This is a genomic window from Plantibacter flavus, assembly GCF_051487245.1.
Lineage (GTDB): Bacteria > Actinomycetota > Actinomycetes > Actinomycetales > Microbacteriaceae > Plantibacter > Plantibacter flavus_B.
Genome location: NZ_JAHVDH010000004.1, coordinates 384233 through 400440 on the forward strand (window position 1 = coordinate 384233; position 16208 = coordinate 400440).

General features: G+C 63.7%; 11 protein-coding genes and 2 tRNA genes. 1 reads left to right on the plus strand and 12 read right to left on the minus strand.

Annotation, left to right across the window (positions count from 1 at the left end; all coding sequences use genetic code 11):
• Positions 1-141: 141 nt before the first annotated feature.
• Both KXS11_RS12100 and KXS11_RS12105 read right to left on the minus strand, forming a co-directional pair.
• The gene (locus KXS11_RS12100) at positions 142-834 is read right to left on the minus strand and encodes a rhomboid family intramembrane serine protease (protein ID WP_437385841.1); all 693 of its coding nucleotides are present in this window, start codon (positions 832-834) and stop codon (positions 142-144) included.
• Positions 835-1015: 181 nt separating this feature from the next.
• Positions 1016-1573, minus strand: coding sequence for a peptidylprolyl isomerase (locus tag KXS11_RS12105; protein ID WP_437385842.1), 558 nt, complete (start codon positions 1571-1573; stop codon positions 1016-1018).
• A 104-nt stretch (positions 1574-1677) separates the two neighbouring features.
• On the opposite strand from KXS11_RS12105, the gene KXS11_RS12110 reads away from it, so the two are divergent.
• Complete coding sequence (locus KXS11_RS12110) at positions 1678-2202, plus strand: DNA helicase (protein WP_437385843.1); 525 nt, start codon at positions 1678-1680, stop codon at positions 2200-2202.
• Positions 2203-2284: 82 nt separating this feature from the next.
• Here the strand turns inward: KXS11_RS12110 and KXS11_RS12115 are convergent, their stop codons facing one another.
• From KXS11_RS12115 to gyrB, 10 genes are all read right to left on the minus strand, one after another.
• Positions 2285-2707 (minus strand): NUDIX hydrolase, encoded by a 423-nt coding sequence (locus KXS11_RS12115; RefSeq protein WP_437385844.1) that lies wholly within the window; start codon positions 2705-2707, stop codon positions 2285-2287.
• Between the two features lie 355 nt (positions 2708-3062).
• Positions 3063-3890 carry a GIY-YIG nuclease family protein gene (locus KXS11_RS12120; protein ID WP_437385845.1) on the minus strand — a complete coding sequence of 276 codons (828 nt, stop codon included), beginning with the start codon at positions 3888-3890 and terminating at the stop codon, positions 3063-3065.
• 222 nt (positions 3891-4112) lie between these two features.
• On the minus strand, positions 4113-7199 hold the full coding sequence (locus KXS11_RS12125; protein ID WP_437385846.1) for a type I restriction endonuclease subunit R: 3087 nt from the start codon (positions 7197-7199) through the stop codon (positions 4113-4115).
• A 52-nt stretch (positions 7200-7251) separates the two neighbouring features.
• Complete coding sequence (locus KXS11_RS12130) at positions 7252-8595, minus strand: restriction endonuclease subunit S (protein WP_437385847.1); 1344 nt, start codon at positions 8593-8595, stop codon at positions 7252-7254.
• Positions 8592-10544 (minus strand): type I restriction-modification system subunit M, encoded by a 1953-nt coding sequence (locus KXS11_RS12135; RefSeq protein WP_437385848.1) that lies wholly within the window; start codon positions 10542-10544, stop codon positions 8592-8594. The genes KXS11_RS12130 and KXS11_RS12135 overlap by 4 nt, the downstream gene beginning before the upstream one ends.
• 118 nt (positions 10545-10662) lie before the next feature.
• Positions 10663-10735, minus strand: a tRNA-Ala gene (locus KXS11_RS12140).
• A 72-nt stretch (positions 10736-10807) separates the two neighbouring features.
• Positions 10808-10881 (minus strand) — tRNA-Ile (locus tag KXS11_RS12145).
• Positions 10882-10956: 75 nt separating this feature from the next.
• The gene (locus tag KXS11_RS12150) at positions 10957-11364 is read right to left on the minus strand and encodes a DUF3566 domain-containing protein (protein ID WP_056010202.1); all 408 of its coding nucleotides are present in this window, start codon (positions 11362-11364) and stop codon (positions 10957-10959) included.
• Positions 11357-13981, minus strand: coding sequence for a DNA gyrase subunit A (gene gyrA, locus KXS11_RS12155; RefSeq protein ID WP_437385849.1), 2625 nt, complete (start codon positions 13979-13981; stop codon positions 11357-11359). The genes KXS11_RS12150 and gyrA overlap by 8 nt, the downstream gene beginning before the upstream one ends.
• Before the next feature lie 122 nt (positions 13982-14103).
• Positions 14104-16113 (minus strand): DNA topoisomerase (ATP-hydrolyzing) subunit B, encoded by a 2010-nt coding sequence (gene gyrB / locus KXS11_RS12160; RefSeq protein WP_437385850.1) that lies wholly within the window; start codon positions 16111-16113, stop codon positions 14104-14106.
• Positions 16114-16208: the final 95 nt, after the last annotated feature.

Genomic DNA, 16208 nt, shown 5'->3' on the forward strand with positions numbered 1-16208 from the left:
GGGGCCGGAAGACGCCAGAGGTCCGCGGGCGGGCACAGCAGCGGGTGCCACCGGCGGGCGGAGACCGCCAAGGGTGGCCGGAGTCCGCCACCGGTCACCGGAGACCGCCAACGGTCACCGAGCCTGTCGAGGTGCGGACCGTCAGAGGATCGCGGGGAGCAGGCTGATGCCGATGAGCGCAGCACTCAGCACGGCGAGGAGGCCCTTCTGGGCTGCCTGCTGCTGACGCTTCCGTGTGTTCACGAGGATGAGGCCGACGAGCGCTCCACCGACGAGACCGCCGAGGTGGGCCTGCCAGGCGATGTTCACGCCCGGGATGAATCCGATGACGAGGTTGATGCCGAGGAGGACCAGCAGGCCGCGGGTGTCCGCGCCCATCCGTCGCTGGATGACGAGGAACGCACCGAGGAGGCCGAAGATCGCGCCGGACGCGCCGACGACGGCCGTGCGCGGGTCGGCGAGGAAGAGGACGCCCACCGAACCGGCGAATCCGCTGATCAGGTAGAGGGCGAGGAACCGCCAGTGCCCGAGCATCGTCTCGAGCATGCGGCCGAAGATCCACAGCGTGTACATGTTCAACAGGATGTGGAAGATGAACCCGGTGGAGTGGAGGAAGACCGACGTGAGCATGCGCCACGGCTCGAACGCGCCGTAGGCGGGATCGGAGTAGACGCCTGCGTACAGGAAGGCGCTCGTGACCCCGAGACCGGGAATCCACTGCAGGAGGAACATGAACGCCGTGACGCCGATCAGGGCGTACGTGATGAACGGCGAGGAATCGCTGATGCGCGCACCGATGCGGTTCCGGGGGGCACTCTGGCGCTGGGCCTTCATGTCCTCCGGGCAGATGAAGCCCACTGCCCCGGGCGTCTGGCACTCACCGCAGATCGTTCGTCCGCACCGCTGGCAGAGCACGAAGCTCTGGCGGTTCGGGTGTCGATAGCAGAAGTTCGCCGACGGATCCCGGGGCAGGGTCACAGTCTGTGCTCTCGCTGACTCTGTGCGCTCGTGAGGCCTAGGCCTCGGAGATGGTGATGCTCTGCAGCACGACCGGCTCGATCGGCTTGTCGCCAGCACCGGTCGGGACGGCCTGGATGGCGTCGACGACCGCGCGGGACTCGGCGTCTGCGACCTCACCGAAGATGGTGTGCTTGCCCTGGAGCCACTGCGTGGGGACGGTGGTGATGAAGAACTGCGAGCCGTTGGTGCCCTCGACCGCGCCGGTGATGGCGTTGCGACGCTTGCCTGCGTTCGCCATGGCGAGGATGTAGGGCTCGTCGAAGTTGAGCTCCGGGTGGATCTCGTCGTCGAAGTTGTAGCCGGGGCCACCGGTTCCGGTGCCGAGCGGGTCGCCGCCCTGGATCATGAAGGCGGGGATGATGCGGTGGAAGATGAGGTCGCTGTAGAGCGCGTCGTTCCGGGTCTGACCCGTCTTCGAGTCGGTCCACTCGCGGGCACCGGTCGCCAGCTCGGTGAAGTTCTTGACCGTCTTGGGAGCGTGGTCACCGAAGAGGTTGACCTTGATCTCACCGTGGTTGGTGTGCAACGTGGCGACTGCGGTGTGCTTTGACATACCCACAATTCTTGCACAAGGGTTCGAGACTCTCGGATGGTATCCAGGGGTCTAAGTGGCAAGATGGAGGTTACGTTGATGCCGCGATCATTGGAGATGACCACATGAGCCTGTCACGCAAGCGCCAGAAAGAGCTCAAGAAGCTCAAAGGATCAGCAGCCGACCTCTGGGACTCCCAGCAGGACGTCCTGAACCACGCCAACGAGGTCGCCCGCGAGGTGAGCCGTCAGCTCGGGAACTTCTCGAAGGAGCAGGTCGTCCCCGCCGTCCGCGACACCTACGAGCACCGCGTCGTCCCCACGGTCGACCGCGGTCTCAAGTACTCCCGAGACGCCGTCGACGGCGTCAAGCGCGGCATCACGGACGGCGTCGTCCCTGCCGTCGGTGGCGTCGTCGGCACGGTGCTGAGCATCGGCGACATCGCCAAGGACACCCGCGTCCAGGCCGCGCTGCGTCGTCTGCACGTGCCGGAGGCGGTTCTGCCCGCCAAGAAGGGCACGAGCGCCGGCACGGTCATCGCGATCGGCCTCGGCGTCCTCGCCGCCGCCGGCGTCGCATACGCCGTCTGGCAGACCTTCCGCGCCGACGACGAGCTGTGGGTCTCCGACGAGGAGCCCACCGCTTCCTGAGCGGAGAACACGCGAAAGCCCCTCATCGGTTCCGGCCGGGGAGGGGCTTTCGCGTTGCAGGCGAGTGGCTGGGTGCAGGTGGTCAGATGAGGCCAGCGAAGCGTCGTCCGACGTCGACGAGACTCACGCGGTCGAGAGAACCGACGTCCTCGAGCGGGAACCAGGCCGCGTAGTCGGTGCTGCCGTCGGCCTCGTAGGTCAGTGTTCCCCCGGTGAGGTGCGCGCGGTAGACGATCCTGAGGGTGTGCAGCGGGCCGGTGGCCGTCGTGCTCAGGCGTCGTTCCGCCGGGACGACCTGGGAGTCGACGCCGATCAGCTCGTCGAGCTCAGCGTGGTACCCGGTCTCCTCGAAGACCTCGCGCACCGCGGCCAGCGCCGGGTCCTCACCGGGATCGATACCGCCACCGGGCAGGGTCCACCCGCTGTGACCGCTCTCGTTCCAGTGGGAGAGCAGCATGCCCCGCTCGTCGACGATCACGGCGTATGCAGCCACCCGGATATCCATGCGGCCAGCCTAACCGCGCCACCTCGGCGTCTCCTCAGGACGACTCCTCGGGCGGACCTCTGGGAGCGAGATCATGTGAATCAGGCGAGGGGCCGGGGCCGGGGCGAGCCTAGGGTCTTCGCCACGGCGGCACACCCCGTACCGCCCTGTGAGAGGCGGGCATCATGGCCAAGGAGTTAACCGGCAAGATCACACTGAGGGATCCGGTGTCCGCCTGGGATGCGTTCCTCCCTGAACAGGCGCCAGCCGGATCTCCCAACGTCTTGGTCGTGCTCTAGCGGCAAATCGACGGTCATGGGCGGAGTGAAGGCTTTCGTCTCGTCGTTCGAACCATCTGCCTCTTCAGGCATGAACCTCAGTTCCTGTTGTGACCCAACGACCTGGAGACCAGGACACCTTTCCAATACGTCTCGCGATCGAGGACGTGCTGATCGTCGGTGCGCATCGACCAGAATTCGAGCAAGGCGAACCGCATATTGCTCCGGAAGTACTCCTCGCCGTTCGCAGTCAGGTGAGCCTTCAAACCGATGTTGTCACCATGGAGCGTGAGGGCGTAGGCGGACCACCGTTGCCAGATTCCGGTATCGCCGTATGCGGAGCCGACGTAAGGCTCTCCCGTCACAGTGTCGTGGATGACGTAGACCCCCTTCATGTGCTCCAACGCAATGCGCCAGTCGGGTCGACACTGCTTCACGATCGTCTGGATCTCAGCGAGCGAGTGATTGATTCGGTCATGCCCCGGGAACGGATCACCGTTGAAAGGCTCCTCGGCGATCATCGCGACCGTCATCTCGTCGAGACACGCCTCCATGTTCCGGCGCCGGTTGCGACCAGCAAGTGCCACGCGCACGTAGAGCCGCTTGATGAACGGCCCCAAGAGGTCCTCTCGAAGGACGACATCGTAAGAGTGTTGTCGAGGCTCGGGGCGGCGAGCTACGACTTCCCAGATCCCGCCGAACAACCACAGGGTCGGGTCATCTCGGTCTTGCGCGAGGGAGAAGATGAACTCTCGGTTGAAGTCGTCGTTGACGTTCCGCCACGAGTTCCAGCTCTGCCATTTATCGGGATCGTTGCTGAGAGCGTCGATCGGATACGACTCACCATTGAACACCGCGAAGTGAAGCTTGCATCGGGTCGGATCGAAGTCCGGCGGCAGCAGCGTCGCGAGCAAGATCGGATTCATGGTCACAGGGTAGTGCGGCTTGGCTCACGATCATGGTGAGGCACTTGGGATCGGACGCCTCGACACCGACCAACGTCTGAGCATGCGCCACTACTCGACCGCCACGGCAGCCACTCCATAGCCGTCTCGATCAGGCTTGTGGGTCTTCGAGAGCAGTTGAACGTCAAACTAGCGGCAAATCGCCGGTCGTAAGTGAAATGAAGCGCAGTAGCTGCAGGGACGTCATCGCTCCGCAGCAGCCCGCTCCGCCTCGTCACGGGTCTTCTCATACAGCCCCATCGCGACGAGCACGCTCACGATGGAAGCGAAGTCACTCTTTTGCAGCAGCGCTTTCATCGCGTTGCTGTGGCCGGCTGCAGAGGCATACATGACATCTTCGAGTTCGGCGACGATGGTCGGCGAGGTCACGAAGTCGATGGGCGTGTTCGCCATCGCCTCCGCCTGGATCTTCGGGTTGTCCACCACGTGACGCATGATCGTCTCGGCCGCGCTGACGCCATTGACCTCGTCGACGTCGGTGCCGGCGAACAGGGTGTTGATCTTGTCGATCACGTCCTGCAGCAGGCCGTATTTCGACTTGCGCGGCTCTGCGGAACCCGCCGCGGTGATGCCCGACAGTTCCCCCGACGAACCCGACGTGAGTCCAAGGTTCTGAGCGTCGAGTTTCCGCAGCCGGTAGTGGGTAAGGACGATGTCGTCGGTGTTGACGGCGGACGGGTCAGCATCCTCACGTTCGATGGCTCGGCGGTAGACGCGGAGGAAAATCGCCCACTTCTCGATGTCGGTGTCGCCGTAGTCCATGATCTGCGAGAGGAAATCGTAGGCGCGGACGAACGCGAAGACCGTCCCGCGGAACTCCTCGAGCCGCCCCTTCTCGAGATCATCAGAAGAGGCGACGGCCGCCTTCCATCGGTCCCGGAAGATGTCGCGCGATGCCTTGATGTGGGAGTACAACGCGTTGTGGCTCGTCTTCGTGAGCCAGGCGTTCACAACCGCGTCGACGTCCTGCACGTCGATGATGTTCATGCTGCGGAGCTTGCCGAGCATGTCGTGGATGACGTTCGGATCCGACGGCTCGGTCAGTTCGGCGTCTTCGTAGTAGTCCTGGAACGCGGCGAGGATCTCGGCGGGGTCGTTGACGAAGTCGATGACGTACGTGTTCTCTTTGCCCGGGATGACGCGGTTCAGCCGAGACAGTGTTTGCACGGCGGTGATACCGGACAGCTTCTTGTCCACGTACATGCCGACGAGCAGCGGCTGATCGAACCCGGTCTGGAACTTGTTAGCGACGATCATCACCTGGAATTCGTCGCCACCGAACGCCGCCTCCAACGACCGCCCTTTCATCCCAGGGTTGAGCGACGTTTCGGTGAACTCGTCAGGGCCGGACGACGGATCGACCACGGAGCCGGAGAACGCGACGAGCGCTCCAAGCTTCCCGTCGAGCTTGTGTTCCTTCAGATACGCGTCAATGGCGAGCTTGTACCGCACGGCCTCTTTCCGCGATCCGGTGACGACCATCGCTTTCGCCCGGCCTCCGAGCCCGCTCCGCACATTCGCGCGGAAGTGCTCGACGATGACCGCGACCTTCTGCGCGATGTTCGTCGGATGCAGCCGCACCCACCGCATCACCTCACTGCCAGCTTTCGCCGTGTCGATCTCCACATCGAGGCCGGTCGCTGCGTCCGAGTGCGCGAGGCTGAACGCAAGATCGTAGGGCAGGTAGTTCTTCAGCACATCGAGGATGAAGCCCTCCTCGATGGCCTGCTTCATCGAGTACAGGTCGAACGCCTGCTTCGTACCCGTCGCGTCCTCTCGCCCGAACAGCTCGACCGTCTTCCCCTTGGGTGTCGCGGTGAACGCCAGGAACGAGATCGTCCCTACCCCGACCTTTCGAGCCATGACGTCGGCAAGTACATCCTCGGCGTCGATGGTGTCGCTCTCGGCATCCGTCGCCCCGGCAGTGAGGACCTGCTTGAGGGACGCCGCGGCCTCGCCGCTCTGAGACGAGTGCGCCTCGTCCGCGATCACCGCGTAGCGCCGCCCCGCGAGCCCGGTGTTCTTCTCGATGGTCTCAAGCGCGTGCGGGAAGGTTTGCAGCGTCACGCCGATGATCTGTTTGCCTGCCAACAATGCCTCGGCGAGCTGCGCCGATTTCGACGCGTCGCCGCCACGAGTGATGGGTTGGAACACGCCCGACGTCGTTTCGAGTTGTTCAACAGCACGCTGTAGCTGCCCGTCGAGCACCTGGCGGTCGGATACGACGATGACCCCGTCGAACACCTTCTGACCGTCGGGGTTGTGGAGTTGCGCCATGCGGTGCGCCGCCCATGCGATGGAGTCGGTCTTCCCCGACCCCGCCGAATGCTGAATCAGATAGTTGTGACCCGGGCCCTCGTCGAGCACCACCCGCTCGAGCTTCGATACCGCGCGCCACTGGTGGTATCGGGGGAAGCGGAGCGCCTTGTCGTAGATCTTCTTTCCGTCGATGGGGTCGGTCTTCTCGGTGAACCGGTAGTGCAGGAAGCGCCCGATGAGGTCGAGCCATGTCCCGCGCTCGAGGATCTCCTGCCAGAAGTACGCTGTGGGACTCGTCCCAGGCACTGCCGCGTTGCCGGCGCCGTTGTTCTTCCCGCGATTGAACGGCAAGAACCTCGTGTTCGGACCGTCGAGCTTCGTCGTCATGTGGACCTCTTCGTTCGTCACGACGAAGTGCACGAGCGCCCCGCGACCGAAGGTGAGCAGCGGTTCGCCCTCTGGCTTCCGGTCCTGCGCGTACTGCTTGAGACCAGCCGCCAGGCTCTGCGTCAGATCGGTCTTCAGCTCGATGGTCGACACCGGGATGCCGTTGACGAAGAGCACCAAGTCGATCCGGTTCGTGTGCTTCGACGAATACGTGACCTGCCGCATCACCCGCAGTCGGTTTGTCGCGAACCGCTCTACCGTGGTCGCGTTCAACGACGTAGCCGGACGTGCCTGGAACAACGAGAACTTCGCGTTCAGCACACCTACCGACGACTTCAACACGTTGAGCGTTCCGCCGCCGTTCATAGTGTCGTTGGCTTGCGCCGCCGCGATCCGGTCAAGGATCTGCTTGCGACCGAGATCATGGGAGGTCTCGGAAGCGCCGGGCTTCACCAGCTTGTCAAGCTGGTCCGGCTGCGTCGCTGCAAGCCACGCGAACACATCGGCTGGGAACAGTGCGCGGTCTCGGTCATATCCTTCGGCTGTCGGTGAATACTCCCACCCGTGCGCCGCCAAGTACTCACACAGTTCGACTTCGAACGCGTCTTCGTGCTGAATCGCCACAGGGTCACTCTCTCACTCAGCGGTCACGATTGTCGAAACCAGCGGTGTCGTGTCACGCCACCCCACGCACATCGATCTTGCCCGTGACGGCCGCGGAGATCAGCGCCGCGCGCCGCTCCTTCGACAGCGCGATGGCCTCGCGCGCATCGGCGATGGCGGCGTCAAGCTCGGCCGTCTCATGGTCGAGGTAGTCAGCGATGGCCCGTTGACTATCAATTTCGGGAACAACGATCGACAAAGCAGCCGCGTCGGCTTGATAGATCGTCTTGTGAGTAGAGCCCTGAGCGAGGAAAGAGAAATGTGACCGCATGGACAGGAACTGATACCAGAGGTACTTCGGCAGCAGCTTCTCACCACAGACCCAATTCCAAAAGTCCTGACTTGTCGCCATAGGCCGCGACATTATCCCGGCGAACCCCACCGACGCAGTCCTCGACAACACAACGGTGCCTTCTGGCAGCAGCTCTGCCGCCGAGTTTGCGAGTCCGAGCTCGCTGATTAGGCTCTTCGTTTCACCCAAGAAAGTGTTCCCCTGCCGCAACTGCCACACATCGGCAAGAGTGAACCAGGGAATGAAACACTCAGTCCAGTACTCGTCTCGAGCCCGGCTGGGTGTGTGTCCGGTTCTCATCTGGGCAAACCGTCGAATGTTGCCCGTGTCCCACCCGCTCGGCACATCTCCAACCCAGTCGACGCCGCTGTCTTTCATCGGTGCGGTGGGGTCGAGGCCCTTGGTGACGGCGTGGGTGATGGTCGCGGCGCGGCGCTCGGTGAGCAGGGCGATGAGTTCTTCCTGATCCGCGATGAACGCGTCGATCTCCGCCGTCTCCCGATCCAGGTATTTTGCGATCTGTGCTGCAAGTTCGGGCGGAGGGGTCGGAACACGAAGGTAGCGAATGGTGTTCTGACTTAATCCCACGCGGGTCACGCCGAGTGTTCGGACCTGGAAGCTCGACTTGGCGTATCCCGAGTCGAGAAACCACTTCAGAAACTTTCCATATCGACTATCGTGAGGGCGGTACGTCGCGAGGTGGTAACCGTAGACAAGTCCAGGAAGTGAGATCGGGACGAACGCTGAGATACCGATATCATCGGCGGTTTCCGAATCCTTGGTGAACACTACATCGCCTGCTGTCACGGCGAACGCCGCGATCTGTGCCCGACTGGCAGTCGACTCCATATAAGAAGCCTTCGCGCTGATCACGTCATTGTAATAGACGTCCGTGTAGTTGCAGAGCCGCACCGGAAACTCCCCTTCGACCATGTGCTTGTCGACCGTGCTCGTCAACACTCTCGCGAGGGTCACCGCTGGCTGAACGGTCCAGTCCGCTGGGACGGCACCTAACAGATGCACGCCGCTGTCGCGATACGCGGGGTACGGCGCCAGCGCCGTCACGCTTTCACCGCTTCGAGCCGTGCCCGGATGCGTCCGAGGACGGCGTCGAGGTCCGCGTCGATTTCAGCCAGGGAGCGTGGGGGCACGTACTGGTAGAAGTGGCGGGTGAAGGGGATCTCGCATCCGTCCTTCGTCTTCGCCTCGTCGATCCAGGCGTCGGGAGCGAAGGGCAGCACCTCACGCTCGAAGTAGGCATGGATGTCTTCGCTCCACGGCACGTTCTCGGTGTCACGGAGGGTTGCGTCGGGTTCGGGGCGCTTCTTCGCGTCGAGCACGACGGGCGCGTTCTCGTCGCGCTCCGACAGCGCGGACAGAAGTGCTTTGAGTTGCGGCGCGGTGAGGGTCACGCCGGCATCCGCGAGGCGTGTGGCGAGGTGCTTGCGGAACGCAGGCAAGTCGTGGGTGGGGGACTCGCCCTCGTGCGTGCGCTCGACGAGCAAAGCGAGGGCGTTGAGATCGATCTTCGCCAGTGGCTTCGTCTCCTTCGCGGCGGCGAGGCGCTCCGGGGTTAGCGCCCAGTTGAGGCGCAGGGGCCGCTCGACGGTGATGGTGCGGTAGAAGAAGTCCTCATTCGCGAAGGTCTTCGAGCGGAGCTCATCCGCTTCCCACTCGTAGAGCTTCACCAGCGCGGCGATGTCGTCCGGACCGAGTTCGTTGCGCTTCGAGCCGAGGCCCTTGCGCATCTTGCGGAACAGCTTTGTGCCATCGATGAGCTGCACTCTGCCGACCCGGTCGGCGCGCTTCTTCGTGGAGAGCACCCAGATGTAGGTGGCGATGCCGGTGTTGTAGAACATGTCCGTCGGGAGGGCGACGATCGCTTCAAGCAGGTCTCGCTCGAGCACCCACTTACGGATGTTCGACTCCCCGGACCCCGCTCCGCCGGTGAACAGTGGACTGCCGTTGAGCACGATGGCCGCGCGGCCACCGCCATCCGCAGCGGTGCGCATCTTCGAGATGAGGTGCATCAAGAAGAGCATCGAGCCGTCGGACACGCGTGGCAGGCCCGGTCCGAAGCGCCCTGCATACCCGCGCTCGGTGTGCTCGTCCGTGACGGTCTTCTGCTGCTTCTTCCAATCGACACCGAAGGGCGGGTTGGAAAGTCCGTAGCTGAACGTCGCGCCGGCGTGACCGTCGTTGATGAGGGTGTCGCCGAAGAAGATGGCATCGACCGACTGGCCCTTGACCGTCATGTCGGCTTTGCAAATCGCGTAGGACTGCGGGTTGATCTCCTGGCCTGCAAGCGTGAGCGTCGCGGTCGGGTTCGCGCTGCGGATGTGATCCTCAGCGACCGACAGCATGCCGCCCGTGCCTGCCGTCGGATCGTAGACCGAGCGGACGACGTTCTTCTTTGCGAGGGTGTCGGATTCGGGCGCGAGGAGGATGTCTACCATCAGCTCGATGACGTCGCGGGGGGTGAAGTGCTCACCTGCGGTCTCATTCGAGGCCTCCGCGAATTTGCGGATGAGCTCCTCGAAGATGTGCCCCATCTCCTCGTTCGGGACCGCGATCGGCGACAGATCGACGCCCGCGAAGCGCTGTGTGACGTGGAAGAGCAGGTCATGTTCGTCGAGCTCGGCGATGCGCTCGGAGATCTTGTACTTGTCGAAAATGTCCTTCACATTGTCCGAGAAGCCGCTGACGTAGTCCGCGAGGTTCGCCGCGAGGTTCTCGGAGTCGCCGAGCGCGGTCTTCAGATCGAAACGCGACTCGTTCCAGAACGAGTAGGCGTGGCCGGCCGTGTTCCGCAGCAACGACGCACGCACCGGGATGCCGCCAGCCGTCGCCTGCTCAACCGCTTCGAACACGGCCTGCTTCGTCGGCGCAAGCACTGCATCCAAACGCCGGAGCACCGTGAACGGAAGGATGATGTCGCCGTACTGATGACCTTTGAAGCTGCCGCGAAGCAGGTCCGCGATCCCCCAGATGAAGGTGGCGTGGTTGTTACTCAAGACTCGTGGTACCCCTCAGATGGCCGTGGGGGAATCCTACTCGACCGCGGATGTGCGTCGAGAAGGAAAAAACCCCGGAGATTCAGCGTTTGCACTGAGTCCGGGGTTCTGTAACGTGTGGAGCCTGGGAGAATCGAACTCCCGACATCCTGCTTGCAAAGCAGGCGCTCTACCAACTGAGCTAAGGCCCCGAACAGATCGGGATGCGTGATCCTGATCCATCGAGTGTGTTGCTGGTCCTACGGTGTTTCTGACATGCAGTGTGGGGCTACCAGGACTTGAACCTGGGACCTCTTCGTTATCAGCGAAGCGCTCTAACCGCCTGAGCTATAGCCCCGTTTTGAACCTTGTTGAGACTACCCGATTCCCGGCGCATCTCATAATCGAGACGCACCGGGCGGGAGCGACAGGGTCAGTTGTTGGTGAACCCGACGAGCAGACCACCCGTGATCTTCACGCTGAGGTTGTAGAGCCCCGCGAGGAGGGCGCCCATCAGAGTGATGACGATGAGGTTCAGGAGAGCGACGATACCCGCGAACGCCATGACCTGCGGCAGGTTCACGTACTGCAGGATGTTGTTGCCCGGGCCGGCGATGTCGGTGAAGAGTCCGCCCACCTTCGTGAAGACGCCGGTGGTGTTGAGCACCGTGTACACGAGGAAGAAGAACACGACGATGACCACGGCGACGGCGATCGCCGCGAGGAACGACAGCTTCACGGCCGACCAGAAGTCGATGTAGACCAGCTTCAGGCGAACCTGCTTGGTGCTGGTGCGTTTGGTCGACTTCTTGGCCAGCTTCTCGGCGACGCTACTACTCATCTACTTCTTCCTTCACAGCCGGAGTCTCTTCCGGCACGGATGCTGCGGGTGTCGAACCCTCCGGAGCTGCCTCACTGGCGGCTTCCGGGACATCCTGGGTCTCGAGGTTTCGGTCACTGTTCTTGGCCAGCGCGATGATGCGATCGCTCTCCGCGAAGCGTGCGAAGACGACGCCCATGGTGTCGCGCCCCTTCGCTGGAACTTCGGCCACGGCAGACCTTACCACCTTGCCACTGGCAAGAACCACAAGGACCTCGTCGCCCTCATCGACGATCAACGCACCCGCGAGGTCGCCGCGATCGTCGCTCAGCTTGGCCACCTTGATGCCCAGGCCACCGCGGTTCTGGCCGCGATACTGGTCGACACTCGTCCGCTTCGCGTAGCCACCCTCGGTGACGACGAACACGAACGCGTCGCTCTCCTCGCCAGACTCGTCGTCGCTCGACGGGAGCACGGAAGCCGACAGGAGCTTGTCGTCGCCACGGAACTGCATGCCGCGGACACCGCTCGTGGATCGCCCCATCGGACGCAGTGCCTCGTCGGTCGCGGTGAAGCGGATCGACATGCCCTTGCGCGAGACGAGGAGCACGTCGCTGTCGTTCTCCACCAGGAGGGCGGAAGCCAGCTCGTCGCCGTCGCGCAGGTTGATCGCGATGATGCCGCCGGAACGGTTGGTGTCGTACTCCGACAGTGCGGTCTTCTTCACGAGGCCGTCGTGCGTCGCGAGGACGAGGTAGGTGGCCGCCTGGTAGTCGCGGATGTCGAGGATCTCGGCGATCTCCTCATCGGGCTGCATGGCGAGCAGGTTCGCGACGTGCTGACCCTTCGCGTCGCGGCCGGCCTCCTGCAGCTCGTACGCCTTCGACCGGTAGACCCGCCCCTTGTTGGTGAAGAACAGGAGCCAGTGGTGGGTGGTGGTGACGAAGAAGTGGTCGACGACGTCGTCGGCGCGCAGCTGCGCACCCTTGACACCCTTGCCACCGCGGTGCTGCTGACGGTAGTTGTCGCTGCGGGTGCGCTTGACGTATCCGCCACGCGTGACGGTGATGACCATCTCCTCTTCGGGGATGAGGTCTTCCATGTTCATGTCGCCGTCGAACCCGAACATGATCTCGGTACGACGGTCGTCGCCGAACTTGTCGACGATCGCCGTGAGTTCTTCGCTGACGATGGTGCGCTGGCGCGTCGGGGTCGCGAGGATGTCCTTGAGGTCGGCGATCTGCGCTTCGATCTCGGCGGCTTCGTCGATGATCTTCTGGCGCTCGAGGGCGGCGAGACGACGCAGCTGCATGTCGAGGATCGCGCTCGCCTGGAGCTCGTCGATCTCGAGCAGTTCCATGAGGCCCTGGCGCGCTTCGTCTGCCGACGGCGAACGACGGATGAGCGCGATGACCTCGTCGAGGGCGTCGAGGGCCTTGAGGTACCCGCGCAGGATGTGGGCGCGCTCCTCCTTCTTCCGCAGGCGGAAGACCGTGCGCCGCACGATGACCTCGATCTGGTGCGTGACCCAGTGCGTGATGAAGCCGTCGAGCGGAAGCGTGCGCGGCACGCCGTCGACGATCGCGAGCATGTTGGCGCCGAAGTTGTCCTGCAGCTGCGTGTGCTTGTAGAGGTTGTTGAGCACGACCTTCGCGACGGCGTCACGCTTCAGCACGATGACGAGACGCTGCCCGGTACGACCGGACGTCTCGTCGCGGATGTCGGCGACACCGCCGAGGCGACCCTCCTTGACGAGGTCCGCGATCTTCAACGCGAGGTTGTCGGGGTTCACCTGGTACGGCAGTTCAGTGACGACGAGGCAGGTGCGACCCTGGATCTCCTCGACGTTGACGACGGCACGCATCGTGATGGAACCACGACCGGTGCGGTAGGCGTCCTGGATGCCCTTGACACCGAGGATCTGCGCGCCGGTGGGGAAGTCTGGTCCCTTGATGCGCTGCAGGAGGGCTTCGAACAGCTCTTCGCGCGTGGCATCGGGGTTCGCGAGGTGCCACAGGGCGCCGTCCGCGACCTCACGGAGGTTGTGCGGCGGGATGTTCGTCGCCATACCGACGGCGATACCGACGGAACCGTTGACGAGCAGGTTGGGGAAGCGCGCCGGCAGGACGACCGGTTCCTGCGACTCACCGTCGTAGTTCGGCTGGAAGTCGACGGTCTCCTCGTCGATGTCGCGCACCATCTCCATGGCGAGCGGGGCCATCTTCGTCTCGGTGTACCGAGGAGCCGCGGCGCCGTCGTTGCCGGGTGAGCCGAAGTTGCCCTGGCCGAGCGCGAGCGGGTAGCGCAGGCTCCACGGCTGAACGAGGCGCACCAGTGCGTCGTAGATGGCCGAGTCGCCGTGCGGGTGGAACTGGCCCATGACGTCGCCGACGACGCGCGCGCACTTCGAGAACGAGCGGTCGGGACGGTACCCGCCGTCGTACATCGCGTAGATGACACGGCGGTGCACCGGCTTGAGGCCGTCACGCACGTCGGGCAGTGCACGCCCGACGATGACGCTCATGGCGTAGTCGAGGTAGCTCCGCTGCATCTCCAGCTGGAGGTCGACCTGGTCGATCCGACCGTGCACACCGTGCTCCTGAGGAGCCGTGGTCTCGTCGTTGGTTTCGTCTGCCATGTTTCTCTACTTCTCCTGGTCCCTGAGCCTGTCGAAGGGCCTGTGTCGTGCAAGGTGGATCACTTCGACAGGCTGCTGGACCGGGTGAGTGGTGCGCCGCGGTCTCAGGGCCTGTCGAAGCGCTAGATGTCGAGGAAGCGGACGTCTTTCGCGTTCTTCTGGATGAACGTGCGGCGCGACTCGACATCCTCGCCCATCAGGGTGGAGAAGATCTCGTCGGCAGCAGCTGCGTCGTCGAGCGTGACCTGCAGCAGCGTGCGCGTCTGCGGGTCCATCGTGGTCTCCCACAGCTCCTTGTAGTTCATCTCACCGAGACCCTTGTACCGCTGGATGCCGTTCTCCTTGGGGATGCGCTTGCCCGAGGCGACGCCGTCGGTGAGCAGCGCGTCTCGTTCGCGGTCGCTGTACACGTACTCGTGCTCGGCGTTCGACCACTTGAGGCGGTAGAGCGGCGGCTGCGCGAGGTACACGTAGCCGAGGTCGACCAGCGGACGCATGTACCGGAAGAGCAGCGTCAGGAGCAGCGTGGTGATGTGCTGTCCGTCGACGTCGGCATCGGCCATGAGCACGATCTTGTGGTACCGGACCTTCTCCGGGTTGAAGTCCTCGCCGATGCCGGCGCCGAACGCCGTGATCATCGCCTGGACCTCGGCGTTGGCGAGGGCGCGGTCGAGGCGCGCCTTCTCGACGTTGAGGATCTTGCCGCGAAGCGGGAGGATCGCCTGCGTCTCGGGGTTGCGCCCCTGGACCGCCGAACCGCCTGCGGAGTCACCCTCGACGATGAAGATCTCAGAGAGCGACGGATCCTTCGACTGGCAGTCCTTGAGCTTGCCGGGCATGCCGCCACCCTCGAGGAGACCCTTGCGTCGTGCGGTCTCGCGAGCCTTGCGCGCGGCGAGACGAGCGGTCGCCGCCTGCAGTGCCTTCCGGATGATCTCCTTGGCCTGGAGCGGGTTGCGGTCGAACCAGTCGTTGAGCTGCTCGCTCACGACCTTCTGCACGAACGCCTTCGCCTCGGTGTTGCCGAGCTTGGTCTTCGTCTGACCCTCGAACTGCGGTTCGGAGAGCTTCACCGAGATGACAGCGGTCAATCCCTCGCGGACGTCGTCACCGGAGAGGTTGTCGTCCTTCTCCTTGAGGATGCCCTTCTCGCGCGCGTAGCGGTTCACGAGCGTCGTGAGTGCAGCGCGGAAGCCCTCCTCGTGCGTGCCGCCCTCATGGGTGTTGATGGTGTTCGCGTAGGTGTGGACGCTCTCGTTGTAGGCGGTCGTCCACTGCATCGCGACCTCGAGGGCGATCTTGCGCTCGGTGTTCTCCGACTCGAAGGAGATGATCTCGTCGTGGACGAGCTCCGCACGCTTCGCCTTGTTCAGGTACTCGACGTAGTCAGTGAGACCGCGCTCGTACAGGAAGACGTCCTTGCGCTGCGAGTGCGCGGCCGAGTTGTCATCGGCGTCCTCGGCGAGGATCGCGTCGCGAAGGGGACGCTCGTCGGCGAGCTCGATGCGCAGACCCTTGTTGAGGAAGGCCATCTGCTGGAAACGCGTGCGAAGCGTCTCGTAGTCGAACTCGATCGTCTCGAAGGTGTCCGGGCTCGGCCAGAAGGTGATGGTCGTGCCGGTCGCATCGGTCGGCTCGTCCTGGTGGAGCGGCGCGTCCGGCACACCGTGCTGGAAACTCTGGCGCCACACGGAACCCTGTCGGCTGACCGCGACGTCGAGCTTGGTGGAGAGCGCGTTCACGACGGACGAACCGACACCGTGCAGACCACCGGAGACCGCGTAACCGCCGCCGCCGAACTTGCCACCGGCGTGCAGGATCGTCAGGACGACCTCGACGGTGGATTTCTTCTCGACCGGGTGGATGTCGACCGGGATGCCGCGACCGTTGTCGACGACGCGGACGCCGCCGTCCTCGAGGATGGTGACGAGGATCGTATCGCAGAAGCCAGCGAGGGCCTCGTCGACCGAGTTGTCGACGATCTCGTAGACCAGGTGGTGCAGACCACGCGGACCGGTGGACCCGATGTACATACCGGGCCGCTTCCGGACGGCTTCGAGACCTTCGAGAACCTGGATGGCACTTGCGCCGTAGTCAGACTCGTCGGCGTGCGTATTCGGTTCTGATGTCATAGGGAAGAGAGCTCCAAACCGTCGATATTCGACCGTTCCATCCTACCAAACAGACCCCGTGAGACCGCGTGAAAACGCCCGTTTGAGCGACCTTT

What these genes read in the sequence shown, in the direction of transcription:
- gyrB (WP_437385850.1), bottom strand. Translation starts at nt 16,113, where the DNA reads ATGACATCAGAACCGAATACGCACGCCGACGAGTCTGACTACGGCGCA.
- KXS11_RS12100 (WP_437385841.1), bottom strand. Translation starts at nt 834, where the DNA reads ATGAAGGCCCAGCGCCAGAGTGCCCCCCGGAACCGCATCGGTGCGCGC.
- KXS11_RS12150 (WP_056010202.1), bottom strand. Translation starts at nt 11,364, where the DNA reads ATGAGTAGTAGCGTCGCCGAGAAGCTGGCCAAGAAGTCGACCAAACGC.
- KXS11_RS12115 (WP_437385844.1), bottom strand. Translation starts at nt 2,707, where the DNA reads ATGGATATCCGGGTGGCTGCATACGCCGTGATCGTCGACGAGCGGGGC.
- KXS11_RS12110 (WP_437385843.1), top strand. Translation starts at nt 1,678, where the DNA reads ATGAGCCTGTCACGCAAGCGCCAGAAAGAGCTCAAGAAGCTCAAAGGA.
- KXS11_RS12105 (WP_437385842.1), bottom strand. Translation starts at nt 1,573, where the DNA reads ATGTCAAAGCACACCGCAGTCGCCACGTTGCACACCAACCACGGTGAG.
- gyrA (WP_437385849.1), bottom strand. Translation starts at nt 13,981, where the DNA reads ATGGCAGACGAAACCAACGACGAGACCACGGCTCCTCAGGAGCACGGT.
- KXS11_RS12120 (WP_437385845.1), bottom strand. Translation starts at nt 3,890, where the DNA reads ATGAATCCGATCTTGCTCGCGACGCTGCTGCCGCCGGACTTCGATCCG.